This is a genomic window from Paenibacillus sp. TCA20 (assembly GCF_000732325.1).
Lineage (GTDB): Bacteria > Bacillota > Bacilli > Paenibacillales > Paenibacillaceae > Paenibacillus > Paenibacillus urinalis.
In genome coordinates this window covers 78,053-96,080 of record NZ_BBIW01000015.1, presented here as the reverse complement: position 1 = coordinate 96,080, position 18,028 = coordinate 78,053, and the positions used below count along the sequence as shown (strand labels likewise).

The window sequence follows — 18,028 nt, the reverse complement described above, 5'->3', positions numbered from 1 at the left end:
AAGCGAATTTGAGGTGAAAGAACAATTATGAGAAAAGATAGAAACATTACAGGTATTGTTTTAGCCCTAATTTATTGTTTTGTCCTTTATACGATTTTAACTGATGCCCCCACTGGTGAAGCTCCAAATAATCCGCTATGGGCTTACTCATTGATTCCAATAGGAGCTGTTGTAATTACTTCTCTCTTTGATTATGTGATCAAGTTTGATTTGTTCAAAAAGAAATTTAAAAATGAGAAAGAATGAATGTCGGATAAAATGACCTTTCTTTATTTTCCCCCTGTCACAGTCGCCTCCTTTAAACACACCCACTGATTGATTTCATCGTACCCACTCACCCTTGCCTTAACCCGATACCCTGGATACATCCATTCCGCTGGAGTAAGAGACTCTAGCAGAGCCGAATCTACTAAGCCCACCGCATCCTGCGTTAATAAGTTAATCAGAGTGCCCTGTGGAAAGAAGGCTTCAATATACCCTTCGACCTTTGTGCCAACAGGAAATTCACCTTTCGTCTGTTTCCAGTGCTCAGCTGAGGTGACAAGCTGCTGGTTCCACAGCCGATTAAACTCGTCTTGATTGATTTCTTCGTAGTAAGGTTCCTCAGGATCAAGCGGATGCTCTGCTAACATAAAATGATGCTGTTCGTGCTTACGATTCGATGTGATTATACTGCCATCGTCATGGATTACAATCTGTCTATAAGCTATACCTTGCTCATTTATTTCGAAATACCAAGTCCCCATACCCGGTTCTTGAACGTCTTTTAAATATCTCAACTCAAATCACTCCTTAACTGCCTATAAGCTGCCATGATATAATGATTTCCTTAAGATCTCTTCCCTCCTGGAGGATTATGAGAAGTGACTGAAAGATGCTATATGCTCTCTAAAAATAGCTCAACTTCTTTGGTGGATTTGAGGATAATCACTCGCTTAGCTTGAGATAGCTCTTCGAGTTTTTTTAGAATGCCAGGTCTTTTCGTTCGGGGATAATTCCATATCCATTTAAAAAAGTCTAGATCGAATTTTTCTTGACAGCCTTCTCCCATATCGGGTCTGGTATGGTTTCGGTATTGAATGATTCGCTTGAATGCACGATATACACAAATGACTCTATGAATGTCCAAGAAAATGATGGTATCTGCAGCATGAAGTCTGATATCCATTGTGCCACTGTAGTTTCCATCAATAATCCACTCTTCTTTTTCCACTAGATCAAGCTGAACGTCTTTTTGTTCATCCTTAGAAGCGGGAACCCAGTTGGGTTTCCAAAAAAGAGCATCCAGATGATATACGGTTATTCCTAACCTTTCACCTAATTGCCTCGCCAGCGTGGATTTACCTGACCCACCTGACCCGATAAGCACCACCTTTCTCATAAATCTCACCTCCCACCGGTAATAAAGATAAATTTGAAAATTTAACCTCTAATTGAACACAGGCCTGAACATGTTCCAAGTAATAGCCGAAATGATCATTTTACCTCAACCGTTTAATCATCTTATAATTGGTTAACTTCACTCCCCTAATCTCAACCGTTTGTTCTTTCACAACTATATAGCCTTGACGTTCGAAAAATGGCTTGGCTGTAATGCTTGCTTCTGTATCTATTTCCGGAAGGTTGAACTTCATCGCCTCTTCTTCCAATCTACTAACTAACGACCCTGCGACCCCCATGCCCTGATAATCTTTGTGGACAAACAGTCGATCCAAGTACCCATCATGCCTCAAATCTGAAAATCCAACGATTTTATCTCCGATTTTGGCAACAAAGGTTGTATTTCGGCTCAGCGATTCTTTCCAAGCCCCCATTTTGGAATCCTTCTCATCTCTTGGCGCCCAAGCATTTACCTGCTCCTCAGAGTAATCTTTCGAATTCACCGCATGAACGGTTTCATAAAATAAATTAACGATTTGCTCCAAGTCCGTTCCCTTAAATCTCACGATCTCAAAATTCATTTGCAGCCCCTCCTTCTAATATAAAGTAACCATGCCTAATGCAGCCCAACTTTTAGGATAAGATTTTATCAGTAAAGCCTGCATAAAGACAAGTAGGAATCTGCTAGCTTGCACATTCATCTCTATATAAAAAAAGCCGCCGTATGGCGACTTCTTCATCTCTAGCTATGCAGTTCGTAACCTTTTTATCGATGCAAAAACAATCAAAGCGGCTCCCAAACCAGCACATATCATATACATAAGAGAATAAGAGGACACATCGGCTACGGGCCCCATCACCACTCCGCCAAGCGAAACGCCGAGATCGGCAGTGGCAATAAACAGTCCAATCAGCATGTTCCGATGCGCTTCAGGCAAGACAAAGGTCAGATAGGTCGTAAGCGTCGGATATAGAATGGCCTGAGCGATTCCGATGAATAATGCACTGATATAGAACAATACTGCTCCTATGGTTACCGACAGACTCACGAATAATGCGGCTAACGTCAGCAGCAGTAGGGTACCGGCAATAAACATCGGATGCCACTTCCCGTCGGACGGAATCTTCTTTCTCAGGACGAGACGGGAGACGACCACCGTAGCCGCTTGAATCATGAGAAATACGGCAGCATTGCCATATGTAATTTGATCCGAATAGAGTGGAATGAACGTGGCGAAGGATCCGAATACAACGGAAGCGACCAGCATCAGAACACTGCATTTAAATAAATGCGGGTTTGTAAATAAATGATGAAAAGACCCGAGCATCCGAGTCCCTGGCTCATTCACCTGCTCCTTCATTTGCGGCTTCGCCGAATCGGTATCCTTCGTCATTCGAGCTGTATATCCGACAATTCCCGTCAGCAAGGCAATCGATATCATCACCGCTCCAAAGTAACGGTCATCGCCTGTCTCCCACAGCATGAGTGCAAACAGGGGTCCTACGATCCCGGGTATATATGAGAACAAGGAGTATAGTGAGATCCCTTGGGAACGCTCCTTTTCCGGGAGTGCGTCGATAATACCAATCTGCAGTGCCATAGAGAAAAAGGCCGTCGATACGCCCTGCAGGATGCGGGCAATGACATATACATTAAAATCAGTCACGGCATACAGGATCAGCGCGATCCCATTCGTAACCAATATCACTCGAAGAATCTTGATGGGACCATACCTTGAAATCATGGAGCCGGCCCATGGACGGAAAAACATGGTCGTAAACAAGTAAGCTCCCATGACGAGCCCGATCGTCGTGTTACTGGCGCCACGCTCGTCCCCCTGCAGCGGTATAATAACATTAAGTATGGCATTGGCACTGAAGTATAGAAGTACCAGAATATATAGTCGAAGAAAAGGCCAAGATAGTGCACCCTTCATGTTCTTCATGTTCCTCCTTGCTTGTAAACTGCAGCATCTATGGAATGATCTATATTGTGATTAATGATCGCAATAACGTTCTGGCGTACGGGGTCTCTACTTCCTTCAGTTGATCCACCGTTACTATTTCCTCAACCTGCCCATCCTTGAAGATGATCACTCGGTCGCATAGGTAGGCTGCTGCTTGAATGTCATGGGTGATGAATACATAGCTCATATCATAGATGGACTTTAATTGCTTCAGAAGCTCCAGGATCTGAACCTGAATCGATACATCCAATGAGCTGATGGCTTCATCCAATACGATGCATTTGGGAAATGTAGATAGAGCTCTTGCAATACATACCCTCTGAGCCTGTCCGCCTGACAGCTCATGGGGATACATTTTTCGATAAGAAGCATTTAGTCCGACTTGTGTTAGCAGCAGATCAATTAATGCATCCACATCCTGAACATCCGTGCCTCTTAATGGTTCTCTAATGGCCTCTTCCACTGTGAAAAAAGGGTTGATCGATGAAGTGTAATCCTGAAATACCGCACTGATACTGCCGGCTCGTACTTTCCTGTCCAGCACATTTTGACCATTCCATGTCACGGTGCCAATATCAGGCTTCTCGATCCCTAAAATTAACCGTCCCAATGTGGACTTCCCGCTTCCACTCTCACCAATAATCCCAAGGCATTCTCCATCCGCACAGTCGAAGCTTACCTTCTTTAAGATCTGCTGCTTTTTGCCGGAGAATAATCCGCCTTTTTTGTATGATTTCTCAACTCGATCCACCTTCAGCAATGGTGTTCGCCCCCATCAATCTTTTAAAATGATTGCTAAGTGTCATTCTGCTGGACACCAAGTATTTCGTATAATCATGCTCAGGTCCATAGAAGATCTTCTGAACAGAACCGCGCTCTACCACCCTGCCATCCTTCATGACCATAACCTCGTCGGCCAGCTTCTTCACGGCAGCCAGATCATGTGAGATAAACAGCATAGAACAGCCGAGCTGTGCTCTTAGTCTCGCAAATTGCTCCAGAACTTCATATTGCGCTATGCTGTCAAGCGCGGTCGTAGGTTCGTCCGCAATAATCAGATCCGGCTCAAGGACCAGGGCGAGCGCAATCATCACACGCTGCAGCATACCGCCTGACAGCTGATGCGGATACTTATCCATCACGTCGATTGGATTTTTGAGCATCACTTGCTCCATCGCTGCGGACATGCGTCTGACGATTTCTTTTTTGTTCCAGCCGTAATGCTCTGACAGCGTCTCTTGCAGATGAACCCCGATTACGCTGGAAGGATCAAATGCGCTCATTCCATTCTGCAGAATCATGCACAGCTCTTTCCCTCTTTTTTTTCTCATTTCCTTCTCTGCTAATTTGTTCAGGTGTTCGCCTTTAAATATAATCGTCCCTTCTTGCCCGAGCCAGCCCTTATTCAGCCGCATGATCGATCTGCAGGTGATCGTCTTACCGCTGCCGCTCTCGCCTACGATCGCAAGACAGCTGCCGTTTCTCAGTTGAAAGGAAACATCGTGTACAATTTTTTGTCCAGTTTGGGTGTTCCAAATATTCAATCCTTCCACTTCAAGAACATTTCCCATCTATCTCACCGCCTCTTCACCTTTATATTTCATGAAGATATTTCTGCGAGCTCTTCTCTCTTTGAATTTCATTCCTGCGAGCTTGGGATCCATGGCTTTCTGAAGCGCATCCGACAAGAAATTGAAGCTCGTAACGACTAGTATGATAGCAATACCCGGGGCGAGCATCAGCTCGGGTCTCGTAAACATCACTTCTCTTGCTTCGTTCAGCATCATGCCCCATTCCGGACTCGGAGCTTGAATACCGAGACCCAAGAAGGAGAATCCGGAAATTTGCAGAATCATCGAGCCTAGTGAGCTGCTCGCAAGCACGGCAATATCCGATAGAGTCAGAGGCAAGAGATGCTTGAATATGATGCGAGTACTACTCGTTCCAGCGGCTTTGGAGAAGCGGATATAATTCGACTCCGTATATTGCATAACAGCCGTTCGGATCATTCTGGCAAACCATGCCCACTTCATCACGATAAACGCAATGAGGATGTTCGTAAGCCCCACGCCGAATACTCCAATAATCGCCAGAGTCATCACGTATCCGGGGAATGAGAGCACGATATCACATAATCTCATAATAAGAGCGTCTACTTTTCCTCTAAAATAACCGGCCAGGAAGCCCATCGCGCCACCAAAAATCAAAGATATAGCGAGTGCGGCGATCACCCATAGCACGCTCGGACGAATCCCATATATTAAGCGGGACAGAATACATCTTCCGAGATGATCATTTCCTAAGAGGTATTCCCATGATGGTGTATTGTAACGCAGCGCCATATTTACCTTGAGCGGATCATGTGGAGCAAACCACGGTGCGAAAATGCCGAGCACGATCGTTGAAACCAAAATAATAAGGCTTGTGACAGCCAGCTTGTCTCTTCTCAAATTTCTCCAGACTCTCATTTATAGATCATTCCTTAGCTTGGGATTGAGCATGGCATTGACAATGTCAGCGATCGTATTGAACAGGACAAAGGATACTGCCAGTATAAGCACAAAGGCTTGAATAACTGGAAAATCCCGACTGAGAATCGACTTCACGCTGAGTGAGCTGAGTCCTGGCCATGCGAATACATTCTCTATAACGACGGTACTGCCGAGAATGACAGGGACTGCCAAACAAAATATGGAAACAGCGACCTGGAGTGAATTTCTCAGCAAATGCATAATCACCTTTCGCTCCTTGATGCCGCTGGCACGCGCATACAGTACATAATCCTCGTGAAGATTGTTCAGCATGGAGCTGCGGACATTTCGGAAATAGATGCCGGCATAGCTTACCGAGATCACAAGCACAGGCAGAATATAATGCTGATAGCTGCCCATCCCGCTGGTAGGCAAGAGATCCAGTTTAACCGAGAAGTAAAATATGAGAAGTGCGGCCAGCCAGTAAGGCGGCAGCGAGGTCAGAATGAATGAGAATCCTCTGATGGATTGGTCGAGCAGCTTCCCTTCATGAAGTGCACATATGATACCAAGCACGATCGACAGGATGATGATGGCCACAGAAGAGACAAGTGTAAGCTTGAGTGTATTCATAAAAGCAGGGCCGATTAAGGCGCTGACAGGTTCTCCATCCACAAAAGAGTGACCAAAATCCAGCTGTATTACGTTCGTTAACCAATGGAAGAATTGAATGAACAGCGGCTGATCCATACCAAGCTCTTGTTCGGTCTGAAGGATCAGCTCTTCTGTAATGACGGGTACGCCTTGTGCCTGCAGGACGGCCTCAGCCGGTCCTACAGGAGACAAGTTAACGAATATAAATGTGACAAAAGAAATGATGAGCAGAAGCGGTACAGATATTAGCAAACGTTTAACAACATAGCTTCCCACTTGCGTTCTCCTTCCTTACTCGAAATGCATCTGATCGAAAGGCAGCTCAAACTGCGATTGTTTAAAGGAAATTCCGGTTAAATCGGACGGAGCGACGACGGTCACACTACCATTAGAAATCGGTATGAACACCGCTTCATCATGAACGACGGTCAGGATATCCGCGTACAATGATTTGCGTGCTTCCTCGTCGGTTGTAATCATGACCTCGTTGATATTTGAATAGAGCTCATCGGCTTGTGCAAGGCCTTGTGTTGTATATAAGTACGATGCATCGGAAGTAAAGGCTGAAACGGTGCTCTGCGGATCATAAGCAAGCCCCCAGGTTTGATTAAATAGCAGCTCATAATCACCCGATCCTCTTCGGCTCGCAACGGAAGTCGATTCTTCAACTATAATCTTCAGCTGAATACCGATCTCCGCCAGCGTGCTCTGTATGAATTCAGCCTGTATTTTCTGAGTGGATGAATTCACATCATAATACAGACTTATGGACAGCGGTTTTCCGTTCTTCGTTCTCACACCGCTGTCATTCAGCTTCCAGCCTGCGCCTTCCAAAATTTCATTAGCCTTGGCCTGATCATAGCCGCGTTCCTTCAGCTCCACGTCCGCATATTCCACATTGGAGGAGAACAAGGTGCTGGCAGGTGACTCTGTCCCATTGAAAATATCTCTGGCAATGGTCTCCCGATCAATGGCGTACCAGATTGCTTCCCGCACAGCCGTTTCGCTTGCCGGACTTTCTTTTTTGCTGCTGTTAGCTACGATCATCTTCGTATTAACCGGTTCACTGCGTACCAGCTGATAGTCACCGGTATCCACTAATTGATTCATCGCTTCAACATCCATGCTGTCGGCTCCCCGGTCATCCGTGAAGGCGAAGTTGACTTCTCCCTTAAGCATGGCAAGGTAAGTCGTCTCTCCTGCCGGCAGCACTTTCGAGGTAATTTTCTTAACCTGGGGCACCTCTCCCCAGTACTCTTCATTGGCTGTGAATACGGCATACTCTTCCTTTTTGTGTTCCGTTAGAGCATAAGGGCCTGTTCCATGATAGCCGGATACCCCGTCCTTGGTCTCTCCATTAATAAAATCCTTCGGGGAAATGAAGACAAAAGGTCTGGTCATGGATAATTCAATCAGAGCCGGATAATACGGCTCACTAAGCACAAATTCAACCGTAAATTCATCAATTACATTGCAGCTAACGAGCTGTGTCGACAGCTTGATCCAGGAATGCTTCTCCGCATTTCTCTGAACAGCTTCTATGTTAAGCTTGACTGACTCTGCATTAAATGGCTCCCCGTCATGAAACGTAACGTCTTCCCTTAGATGAAAAGTATACGTTTTGCCATCTTCGGAAATATCCCATGATTCAGCAAGCAGTGGCTTAATGCCGTCCTTTGTGTTCTCAACGAGTGATTCATATACCATTCCCTGTGCAGGCATGGAACCCGTGTACAGATGAGGATTCATATCGCCGATGTCCTTGGCTGAAGCGTAGATGAGCTCCTGAGCAGGAGTATTGCCGCTGACGGTCTCTGAATTCGTGTCCCCGCCCGATGAGGATTGTGACGAACATCCGGATAGGACGATCACCGCTAATAAAAACATGCATATGGATTTGAAAGGTTTGCTGAACAAGCTTGATCTCTCCCTTTTTCTCTTTTTATATTGATCATGTCTATGAAATATGCGTAAATTTTACGATTAAACAAGAACAGAAAATGGCCATAAAACCACCAGTATATATTGAATTTAGAATCGAATCCTTCCGTGCTATTCAAGTGAAATTGTTCAGTATACGAAGCATGCTTAAGGACGATACTACAGCGGTTATTGAGTTAAAACCATATTGCCTATTGCTATCCTATGATCTTAGGATTACTGCACTTAAGGAGCTGCAAATTTGCTTCAGATCCTCTGCGAAGGTTTGTACTTCAAAAGCATTGGACAATATTCTCTCCGGGTGCTGTAGGGCAATCTCTTGAATCGTGTTCTCATACCTCTCAACAAACCGGTCAATGGTTGGCGAAGCATTGTTTGTATGCCTGGCAATTCCCTGAATGATTTTGAGGCGATAGTAATCCTCCTTCGGCATTCTCGGAATATCCCATTGCCCCTGTTTGTTGATGAATGTCTTTCTAATGGGAACAGCGGAGAAATCGAAGTATTTGCCATCCTTATCCGGCTTGGAGAAGGGATCAATGAGCAGACAAGTGTACCTGATATACAGCAAATATTGCTGATGGATGTCATCCAGCTCAAGAAAATGCTCAATATCCTCGCGGGCCAGACTCTCTGATCTAATCGGGTAATTGTCATCAATCATAAACTTAAGCAGATTAAGCGGTTCCACCTGGAGAGAGGACAATATATTCATGATCTCTTTCCATTGGGACAGCATCTCTTGAATCAAAGTGGATGTAATAGGTCCTTCAGGAAACAGCTTATATACGTAAGCCGGTATATCCGATTTCCCAAAGATTCGATGTAATGAAAAATTATTCATGAATAATGGAGGGTGCACATACAAGGATATGTTTCTGCTCTCCGCGGCGATTGGTGATTCCATTCGCTTAAGCTGGACGCCAGACCTCGCAAAATGCTCGCATAAGCTGCTCACACGATCAGAAGCAGGAATCGTAGATCCGACATACAGCTTCTTCTTCACTGCCGTGGTCAGTACTTGATTGGACGGAGTTGAATCTACCCATCGTGTGTCCCCCAGATAGGTTGAGAAGCTGATCATCTCAGCTGCTGGATTCATGGCTGTCATATAACTCTGAACCAGGCTGCCTGACCCCAGTGTCGGTGACATAAGCAGGATGCAGCTTACATGTCGAAGGAGCTCCGCGTCCAGCCTCTGAAGCACTTGTCCATATGCATCGGCCGTCACGGTTAGTACAATCGTATCCCACATACCGGTTACTGTTTCATAGCTCTGGAACAACTCATCAACCTTAATCTCGCCTTCCATCACTTGATGCAGTTCATTTTGAACATCGGCCCGAACGAATTGATGGTAACTGCTTAAGGCATTATAAAAATGCTCTGATCGCGCAGAGATCCTGCCTGCAATTCCGATGCGGCTGTTCCACTGCTTCTTCATAAATACGGCCATTTGAATCGATACCGGACCTGTACCGCAGATTAGAACTCGATTAAAATCGCTCATACAACCTCCCTAACTCCTAAGAGTTGTTCTTCTTATACAGAGCAATATCAAATACCTGATCGTGGCGCAGTACGTGCTCCTCAAGTCTCCACTTTAACGTGTCCACTTCCTGGAGAGGGAAGTTAAACAAGGACTTCAGTCCATTGCCATACCTCATCGCCACCACCACTTGGTCACTCGTCAGTGCATGCAATCGATCCATGATATTGAATTTGTCTTCTACCGTAGAACTGAAGATGATATGGGTAAATTCGTTTATCCCTTCAAGCTTCTCTGGTGGTGTCTGTGTAAGACAGATATCATACTCCGGTCCAAGAACGTTGAGGACAGAACGACCTAAATGAATCGCTTCAGCATCAATATCTACGCCTACAACCCGCGCACCTGTTCTCTTGGCAATGAGCAGAGGCGTCATCGGGAACGAACCGGAACCAACTAATAACACCTTGGAATCGGAGGACACTTGAAAACTTCCAAATTCCTGCTCGATGCAGGATTCAATATTTTTGAAATAATCAGACTGATCCGAAGAGCCGCTAAGCAGCTTCAGTGCCCGGTATTTCTCCATGATTGCGACACAAAAGGCCGATTCTCTTCTAAGGTTCCATACCAGCTCAGCCCCCAATTCTTCGGACGCCAGCTCATCCCATAAATTTCGGTTTGCCTGGTTCGTAATGAATGCCGCATATTCATCGGTCAATAACTCTAGGTCATGTGAATGGTGAGTCGTCGAATTATATTGGTGAGACATTGCTTCAAACCGTTTCAGGAATGCTTCTAAGCTGTGGGTAAAATCGTGTGAATCGATTGTAATCGTCCTAGCCATCGATATAAGCTCTCCCTTCAGCCACAATTTCGACATTGCCCTTAATATTAACGCTCGTCAATCGATTGTTATATGTAGCATGAACCTTTATAAGTCCGCCGGGCTGAATGACTTCTATATCGACATTTGTATTGTTTCTCCATGCCAGATAAGCTCCTATGGATGCCGTACCCGAGCCACAGCCTCTTTCCCATATCATGCTGCCAAGCTTGGGAACATGAATGAGCGGTGTCATCCTATAATTTTCTGGTTCATACAACAGAATGCCTATAAGCTTATGATGACCAGCCAGTCCCATGAGTTGTGCTGTCATTTGAGCCGAATTTCGAATACTTTCGGAGATCTCGTCTATTTCCATAATGAGATGAATGGATTCCTCGTAACGTAATAAGAAACAGGGATAATCATGTCCTTCCATATGTATCATCTTCGGTTCGATCTCATACGGTACAGGCATATTCAGCTCACAGGTATAGTGATCACCATGACTCACAACCAGACAGTCAATTAATTGATCAGTCCCAGAGGACTCAATAGTAATCTTGTCTTCCTCATAACGTCCGATACCCTTCTTGGATACGATATAGGCGGCCAGAGACATGCATGCATTTCCGCAAAATTCACCTCCAGCCATATGTAAATATGCCGCAGCACTGCCTGTCGGCTGTTCAATGAATCCTACCTGCTCCGCATGAATACTATCATAGGACATAATCTGAGTGGCAATGGACTCATAGTTCCGATTTCCATGATCCGTTTGAACAAGTACGGTCATATTCTGTGTCGGATTACATTTCACAAATTCGATCTCCTGCCGCATCCACACTTCCCTCTCTTTAATTGTAAATATTACGATTAACTTTGGGTTGTGTTGATTATATGATTAACACTAAATACTGTCAATTCTTTTTTGTCCAAGTCAATTTCATCCAGAAATTAAAAAAAGAAAAGGAGCCGCAGAATCGCGGCCCCTCGTATGCTTCAGCTGGAATATAGAGAACAATAGGTTCGATCAAACCGGCCAGAGAGTAAATCTTCCTTACGAATAAAGAATTGTAATACTCCTGCATCCCACCATAAAAATCCGATATCATCATCAGAATCGATCTCAAGCAGCATAAGCGTATCCTGAATTTCTTGCATAGCTGCCGTCTCCCCGCCTGCAAGCTTCTCAGAGATCCTCTTGAGCGCTTCTTCGGTACTGTATTTGTACTGCTCACCGGTCAACAGCATTAAGGCTGCTTCATATTCTGCATCATCATGCTGTCCCTCTGGATAACCAAATATTTGAACAACATCTTCACGATGTCTGTCTCTAATCGCGAAACTCAGGTCCTCATACTCTCCATAATCGTGTTCCTCGTCCTCTATCACATCATAATCCACGTATGCATAATTTGGAGGCTCAAGTGAAGATCTGGCTTCCAGCTGATAGCCAGTAAACTTCCCTTCCAAAGTAGTTATATTGGGAGATTTACGTCTTGCCGCCCCATCTAGTTCATCCCTCTGCACAAATAATACTTGGTGTTCAATGTTGAAGGCAGGTTCATCAATACCTACAAAAAAATAGAGCATGCCGCTAGATGGCAGCAAGAATGATTCATCATTCTTATGTATCTCATCCAAATTCAGCTGGGCAAGAAATGTCATAGGCGTACCACTGCTTGCCTGAGGCCAGACAATAGATGACGGCAGATCAGGATCTCCGCCAACTCTTGACACGCAAGGATGAGTATAATCCTCTTTCTTCGACTTCTTCAACCTTACCCCTTGCCGTGTATGTTCAATTACATATTCAGCCGCATGAGTGAAATCATACTCTTCGATCAATTGTTCCAGCTTTTGTCGAGCACCTTGTTGAAGACTCATATTTTCTCCTCCTTAGTACATTCTTGTGAACCTAATATAAGGGAAATAGAATGTGGATACAGCCTCAGAGCTCTTTCTGATCTATTAGATATTGAGATGTAAATTCAAAAAATGCAGCAGCATCTTCCCAGCTATCAAAGCCCGCCTGAGCCATTACATCGCTGCCTCCGCCTTTCCCCTTAAATTCAGCCAAATGCTCCTTAAAAAACTTCCCGCAAGACGGAGCAGCTTCTTTATTCTGAGAAAGAACCACTTTATTCTCGGCAGCTGTGGCAAGCAGTACCGGTTTGCTCGTAATTGAGGTTAATTTATTTGCTAACCCTTGCAGATCCTTAAGTGTCTTGTCCTCGAAGGTATGACTGATCAAAACCTCAGTGGCATCACTAATCATTTGATGCGCAAGATACTCATCATTTTGAGCTCTAAGTGCAGCCAGTTCCGTTTGAAGCTGTTTTTGTTCTTTCTCCAAATTCATTAGCCGTTCTACTAGCTCTTCCTTACCCGCTTTGAATCGAGAGGATAACGTGCTGATGATCTGCCCATACAAGTTAAATTCCTTCAGTGCTCGATAGCCGGCTGTAAAATAAATTCGGGTATTCCCTTTCTGCTTCTCAGTCTTGAGCAGCTTGATTATTCCGATCTCACCGGTCGAGGATACATGGGTGCCTCCGCAGGCATTGTATTCCACATCCTTCATCTCCACGATGCGGATGTTCTCCTTCACAGTAGGCTGCTTGACCAGCTTGATTCCAGCAGCTTCTTCTTCGGTCACCCAATAGCTAAGAATCGGATGATTCAAATATATATGGCGGTTCGCTTCCTGTTCCACCGCATTTATTTGGTCTCTGCTCAGCTCAGCTGATTCGACATCAATTGTGCAGTAATCAACTCCCAGATGGAAGCTGAGTGTCGGGCATTTATAGAGCTCAAGGCAGACAGCAGACAGCAGATGCTGTGCGCTGTGCTGCTGCATATGATCGAACCGGACGTCCCAATCAATCCTGCAGCTGACCTCACTCGATTCAGGCAAAGATTGAACCTTATGTACGATCTGATCTCCATCGGCAGTAACATCCAGTACCGGAATCCCTTGAATCGTCCCGATGTCACAAGGCTGTCCTCCCCCATGAGGATAAAAAGCCGTTTCTTCGAGCTGAACGTAACAGCTGTCGTCTTGCTGCCATGCATCTATAATCCGGGTCTCCCATTGGGTCATATAAGCGGAGTCGTAGTAAAGCTTCTTTGTCATGATGAATAGTCCTTTCTTCACTCTGTGGTATGTTCCTCAGACGTGTTACACTTCGGCAGCTGTGAACAGTTACACTGTCCAAGCATGCTTGTTTTATTATACACGGCTTCCTCTTATTAAGGTATTCGTGATCCAGATTATACGCTGATAATATAAAAGAACCTCCGAGTTCCTGCGGCACTGCCGCCAAGCCTCGAAGGTTCTTGTTATTGTTTAATGATGAATTAGAGCACTTTCTGCAGGAAGCTGATCGTACGCTCATGCTTCGGTTTACCGAATACTTCCTCTGGTGTACCCTCTTCAATAATATAACCGCCATCCATGAAGATGACCCGGTCCGCAACCTCACGTGCGAATCCCATCTCATGCGTCACGATCATCATCGTCATGCCTTCACGCGCAAGGTCCTTCATAACGCCAAGTACTTCACCCACCATCTCAGGGTCAAGCGCCGAAGTCGGTTCATCAAACAGCATGACATCCGGATTCATCGCGAGTGCACGGGCAATCGCTACACGCTGCTTCTGACCACCCGATAATTCGGAAGGATAAGCACCGGCTTTATCGGATAGACCGACACGCTGCAGTAACCGCGTAGCCGTCTCACGTGCTTGCTGCTCATTCATTTTACCGAGCTCCATCGGAGCAAACATGATGTTCTTCAATACATTAAAATGCGGAAACAGATTAAAGTGCTGGAACACCATCCCAATGTTTTCTCGAGCTTTGTTTATGTCTGTTTTGGGATCACTTAGATCCTGATCATCCACAATAACATGTCCAGCCGTAATTTCTTCGAGCTTGTTGATGCAGCGTAAGAGCGTACTCTTTCCGGATCCGGAAGGACCAATGACGCACACCACTTCACCCTCGTTGACAGACATATCAATGTTCTTAAGTACTTCATTTGAGCCATAGCTCTTCTTCAAGCCTTCAACACGAACTTTACCCACGACTACGTTTCACCTCCAGCGAGCTAGCAATTTTAGTTAGAATAGTGATGACAATCAGATACATGATAGCAACCATCAGCCAGATATCAAAGGATGCGAACGTTCTCGCGATAATAATCTTACCGGATTGAGTCAGCTCGACCAGTCCGATCGCAGATAGGATCGACGTATCCTTAAGTGTAATAACCAGCTGGTTAATAAATGAAGGAATCATCACACGGATCGCCTGTGGAATGACAATCTTCATCATCGATGTGCGATAAGGCAGTCCAAGCGAACGCGCCGCTTCCATCTGACCTTGATCAATGGATTGAATCCCGCCGCGGATGATTTCTGTTACATAAGCACCTGCATTCAAGCTGAGTGTCAGAATGGCAGCCAGGTACAGCGGCATCGTAAAGCCAAACGCCTGTGGAATACCAAAGTAAATAAAGAATGCGAGTACGATAAGTGGTATACCACGGAATAAATCAACGAACACAGTTGCGATGAAGCGCAGGACCTTGTTTTGTCCAACCTTCATAAGTCCGAAGATCAAACCCAGAATAAAGGCAAAGAACAAGGATACTATCGTATAAATCAGTGTTTGTCCAAGACCCTTCAATAGCGGTGGAATCGACTGTAACATCAGTTCGCCGCGACTTATGGTTGGAGCAGGTACCCCTTCACCGTCTCCCAAATACTTCTCGAGAATCTGATCATACTCTCCGCTCGCTTTAAGGTTTGTGAGTCCAGCGTTAAACTTTTGCAGCAGCTCTTGGTTCTGCCCTTTGCTAACCGCAAATCCGTAGGAACCGCCTTCTTCCTTATCCGTTACGATCTTCAGTCCATTATTTTGAGTTACTCCGTAAGCCAGGACCGGATAGTCTTCAAAAGTAGCCACTGAATTGCCCGTCTTCACATCATCATACATTTGTGAGGAATCATCAAATGGCACAATGGTGAATCCGTACTGTTCCGAAATAGACTCAGCGAAGCTGTATCCTTCAGTACCCGTCTTGACGGCTACTTTATGACCTTCCAGGTCTTCATAGCTCTGAATGGTATCGTTATTAGCACCGACACCCATAACAACCCCGGATTCAAAATAAGACTCTGAAAAATCAAATTTCTGTTTTCTTTCGTCTGTAATACTCATACCGGCAATAACGCCGTCGACTTGATTCGACTCCAGCGCTTGTACTGCCGCATTAAACCCTAGCGGTTTAATTTCGTACTGAAAATTCTGATCCTTCGCAATTGCATCTAACAGATCTATGTCGATACCGACAAAATCACCGTTGATATCTTGAAATTCAAACGGTGCGAATGTTATGTCTGTTCCAATTACATAGGTTTTTCCGGAATTCGACTGTGCTGTAGCACCTCCCGCCCATCCGGACAAGCCGGTTACTAGAAGCAGCACCAGCGACAGAATAAAAAATGAGACCTTTGTTGTTTTCATATGTCCTCCTCTTGACGGTCTTCTTTTTCATAGTTACACCTGATTTACGGAAGGAGCTCGTACTCCTTTTTAACAGACGTAACGATTATTATACATTTTTATTTGCCGCATGAAAATAATCATTCGATGAATTTTTGTACAGTTATTATTCGTCTCTCTTGTGTATTCGATACAATTCGACATAACGAGGATTTCATTATCCAGTCAACATTTCTGCTAACAACGTGCAATATTTCCGCTTAAGTACATCAAACAGCACAAAAATAGCCATCTCCACAGATTTCTTACCATCGTGAAGATGACTAGAATTTTTCGATCTTATTATTCCGTTGGTTCTACTTTAACCAGCATTTTACCGATGTTTGTACCTTGGAACAGCTCCAGGAACGCTTCAGGAACACGATCAAAGCCTTCATATATTGTTTCTTCATATTTAAGCTTCCCTTCCGCTAACCATTGTCCCAGCATCTTCGCACCTTCGGGTAAGCGGTCTGCGTAATCGCCAAGCACAAAGCCTTTAATCATAGACCGTGTCTTAATCAATTTCGTCAGAATCCGAGGACCGACATCACTGCCCTCTTCTTGATTATAGGATGAGATCGCGCCGCAGAGCGGGATACGTGCATAATCATTCAATTGGGTCATAACCGCATCGGAGATGTCACCACCCACATTGTCGAAGTAAATATCGACACCTCTCGGGCAGGCTTTTTCAAGAGCTTCCTTCATATTGGCCGTCGTCTTGTAGTTAATAGCTGCGTCGAATCCAAGCTCCTTCGTAAGCCAATCTGACTTCTCGTCTGATCCTGCAATACCTACGACATGCGCTCCCTGGATTTTGGCAATTTGTCCGACAATGGAGCCGACCGCGCCGGCTGCGCCTGAGACGACAACTGTCTCCCCTTCCTTGGGACGTCCGATGTCCATAAGTCCAAAATAGGCCGTCAAACCTGTCATGCCAATAACACTAAGATAGGCGGATAATGGCGCGATGTTCTCATCAACCTGCTGCAGCTTGTCCGCATCCGCTACGTTATACAGCTGCCATCCAAGCATACCCAATACTTTGTCACCTTTACTGAAGCGATCAGATCGAGATTCGATGACTTCTCCAACGACACCTCCAGTAATCACTTCACCTAGCGGATAGGGAGGAACATAAGACTTGGAATCATTCATTCTGCCGCGCATATATGGGTCCACGGATAAATAAATCGATTTAACCAACACTTGACCTTCACCAGGCTCTTGAATCGGTGCTTCTTCAAATTTAAAAGTATCTTCCGTTGGCATGCCTTGGGGCCGTGAATGGAGCAAGATCTTTCGGTTCATCATAATAAATATCACTCATTTCGTAAGTATTATAGGGATATAAAGTTTTAAAACCTTCAAACTATTTGCGCAAAACAAAGGTTTCTCTTCTGCCTCAGAGGCTATCCAAGAAACCAGGTACTGCTGCATTAAACATATCCTTTACTAAATGAATCTTCTTATTCTGTCCTTCTCTAACGACATGAATCAGCTCAGCATCATTCATAATTTTCAGATGATAAGTAACATTCGATTTGTCCATGCCCAGCGTCCTTCCAATCTCACCACAGCTATTGGCTTGCGGACGTTCCATTAGGTAACGGACAATCTCGATACGTTTCTTCTCCGATAGTGCCTTGAAGATTCGCGCTCTCTTCTCATCATCGATATTCAATAGTTTGATAGTCATAGAACTATCTTACTCATTAAACGATATTTCTGTCAATGAAACTG

The 18,028-nt window shown here is 44.9% G+C and carries 19 protein-coding genes; 1 reads left to right on the top strand and 18 read right to left on the bottom strand.

The annotated features are described in order from the left end of the window. Positions 1–27 precede the first annotated feature (27 nt). The gene (locus TCA2_RS22510) at positions 28–246 is read left to right on the top strand and encodes a hypothetical protein (RefSeq protein ID WP_047913848.1); all 219 of its coding nucleotides are present in this window, start codon (positions 28–30) and stop codon (positions 244–246) included. A gap of 23 nt (positions 247–269) precedes the next feature. On the opposite strand, the gene TCA2_RS22505 is transcribed toward TCA2_RS22510, so the two are convergent. The 18 genes from TCA2_RS22505 to TCA2_RS22420 form a co-directional block, all read right to left on the bottom strand. Continuing rightward, positions 270–779 (bottom strand): hypothetical protein, encoded by a 510-nt coding sequence (locus TCA2_RS22505; protein ID WP_047913847.1) that lies wholly within the window; start codon positions 777–779, stop codon positions 270–272. Between the two features lie 98 nt (positions 780–877). Then, positions 878–1,381, bottom strand: coding sequence for a DNA topology modulation protein (locus TCA2_RS22500; protein WP_047913846.1), 504 nt, complete (start codon positions 1,379–1,381; stop codon positions 878–880). Between the two features lie 100 nt (positions 1,382–1,481). Beyond that, positions 1,482–1,961 (bottom strand): GNAT family N-acetyltransferase, encoded by a 480-nt coding sequence (locus tag TCA2_RS22495; RefSeq protein ID WP_047913845.1) that lies wholly within the window; start codon positions 1,959–1,961, stop codon positions 1,482–1,484. A gap of 165 nt (positions 1,962–2,126) precedes the next feature. Then, a complete protein-coding gene (locus tag TCA2_RS22490; protein WP_047913844.1) occupies positions 2,127–3,317 on the bottom strand; it encodes an MFS transporter in 1,191 nt (396 codons plus the stop codon). A gap of 49 nt (positions 3,318–3,366) precedes the next feature. Next, on the bottom strand, positions 3,367–4,107 hold the full coding sequence (locus TCA2_RS22485; protein WP_047913843.1) for an ABC transporter ATP-binding protein: 741 nt from the start codon (positions 4,105–4,107) through the stop codon (positions 3,367–3,369). After that, positions 4,085–4,918 (bottom strand): ABC transporter ATP-binding protein, encoded by an 834-nt coding sequence (locus TCA2_RS22480; protein ID WP_047913842.1) that lies wholly within the window; start codon positions 4,916–4,918, stop codon positions 4,085–4,087. Before TCA2_RS22480 ends, TCA2_RS22485 begins: the two co-directional genes overlap by 23 nt. Beyond that, positions 4,919–5,815 (bottom strand): nickel/cobalt ABC transporter permease, encoded by an 897-nt coding sequence (gene opp1C / locus TCA2_RS22475; protein WP_047913841.1) that lies wholly within the window; start codon positions 5,813–5,815, stop codon positions 4,919–4,921. Further along, complete coding sequence (gene opp1B, locus TCA2_RS22470; RefSeq protein ID WP_047913840.1) at positions 5,816–6,748, bottom strand: nickel/cobalt ABC transporter permease; 933 nt, start codon at positions 6,746–6,748, stop codon at positions 5,816–5,818. A gap of 15 nt (positions 6,749–6,763) precedes the next feature. Further along, the gene (gene nikA / locus TCA2_RS22465; RefSeq protein ID WP_047913875.1) at positions 6,764–8,359 is read right to left on the bottom strand and encodes a nickel ABC transporter substrate-binding protein; all 1,596 of its coding nucleotides are present in this window, start codon (positions 8,357–8,359) and stop codon (positions 6,764–6,766) included. A 256-nt stretch (positions 8,360–8,615) separates the two neighbouring features. Then, the gene (locus TCA2_RS22460) at positions 8,616–9,923 is read right to left on the bottom strand and encodes an opine metallophore biosynthesis dehydrogenase (protein WP_047913839.1); all 1,308 of its coding nucleotides are present in this window, start codon (positions 9,921–9,923) and stop codon (positions 8,616–8,618) included. A gap of 16 nt (positions 9,924–9,939) precedes the next feature. Beyond that, positions 9,940–10,749, bottom strand: coding sequence for a ribosomal RNA methyltransferase FmrO domain protein (locus tag TCA2_RS22455; RefSeq protein WP_047913838.1), 810 nt, complete (start codon positions 10,747–10,749; stop codon positions 9,940–9,942). After that, positions 10,742–11,548, bottom strand: a complete 807-nt coding sequence (locus tag TCA2_RS22450; protein WP_338000050.1) for a diaminopimelate epimerase — start codon at positions 11,546–11,548, stop codon at positions 10,742–10,744. Before TCA2_RS22450 ends, TCA2_RS22455 begins: the two co-directional genes overlap by 8 nt. Positions 11,549–11,730: 182 nt before the next feature. After that, a complete protein-coding gene (locus TCA2_RS22445) occupies positions 11,731–12,618 on the bottom strand; it encodes a YwqG family protein (protein ID WP_047913836.1) in 888 nt (295 codons plus the stop codon). A 64-nt stretch (positions 12,619–12,682) separates the two neighbouring features. Next, positions 12,683–13,867 (bottom strand): DHHA1 domain-containing protein, encoded by a 1,185-nt coding sequence (locus TCA2_RS22440; protein ID WP_047913874.1) that lies wholly within the window; start codon positions 13,865–13,867, stop codon positions 12,683–12,685. A gap of 224 nt (positions 13,868–14,091) precedes the next feature. Further along, positions 14,092–14,820 (bottom strand): amino acid ABC transporter ATP-binding protein, encoded by a 729-nt coding sequence (locus tag TCA2_RS22435; RefSeq protein ID WP_047913835.1) that lies wholly within the window; start codon positions 14,818–14,820, stop codon positions 14,092–14,094. Next, positions 14,813–16,264 carry an amino acid ABC transporter substrate-binding protein/permease gene (locus tag TCA2_RS22430; protein WP_047913834.1) on the bottom strand — a complete coding sequence of 484 codons (1,452 nt, stop codon included), beginning with the start codon at positions 16,262–16,264 and terminating at the stop codon, positions 14,813–14,815. Before TCA2_RS22430 ends, TCA2_RS22435 begins: the two co-directional genes overlap by 8 nt. A gap of 321 nt (positions 16,265–16,585) precedes the next feature. Continuing rightward, entirely contained in the window at positions 16,586–17,599 is a 1,014-nt protein-coding gene (locus TCA2_RS22425) for an NADP-dependent oxidoreductase (RefSeq protein ID WP_047913833.1), read from the bottom strand. Positions 17,600–17,690: 91 nt separating this feature from the next. Next, complete coding sequence (locus TCA2_RS22420) at positions 17,691–17,984, bottom strand: helix-turn-helix transcriptional regulator (RefSeq protein WP_047913832.1); 294 nt, start codon at positions 17,982–17,984, stop codon at positions 17,691–17,693. Between the last annotated feature and the right edge of the window lie 44 nt (positions 17,985–18,028).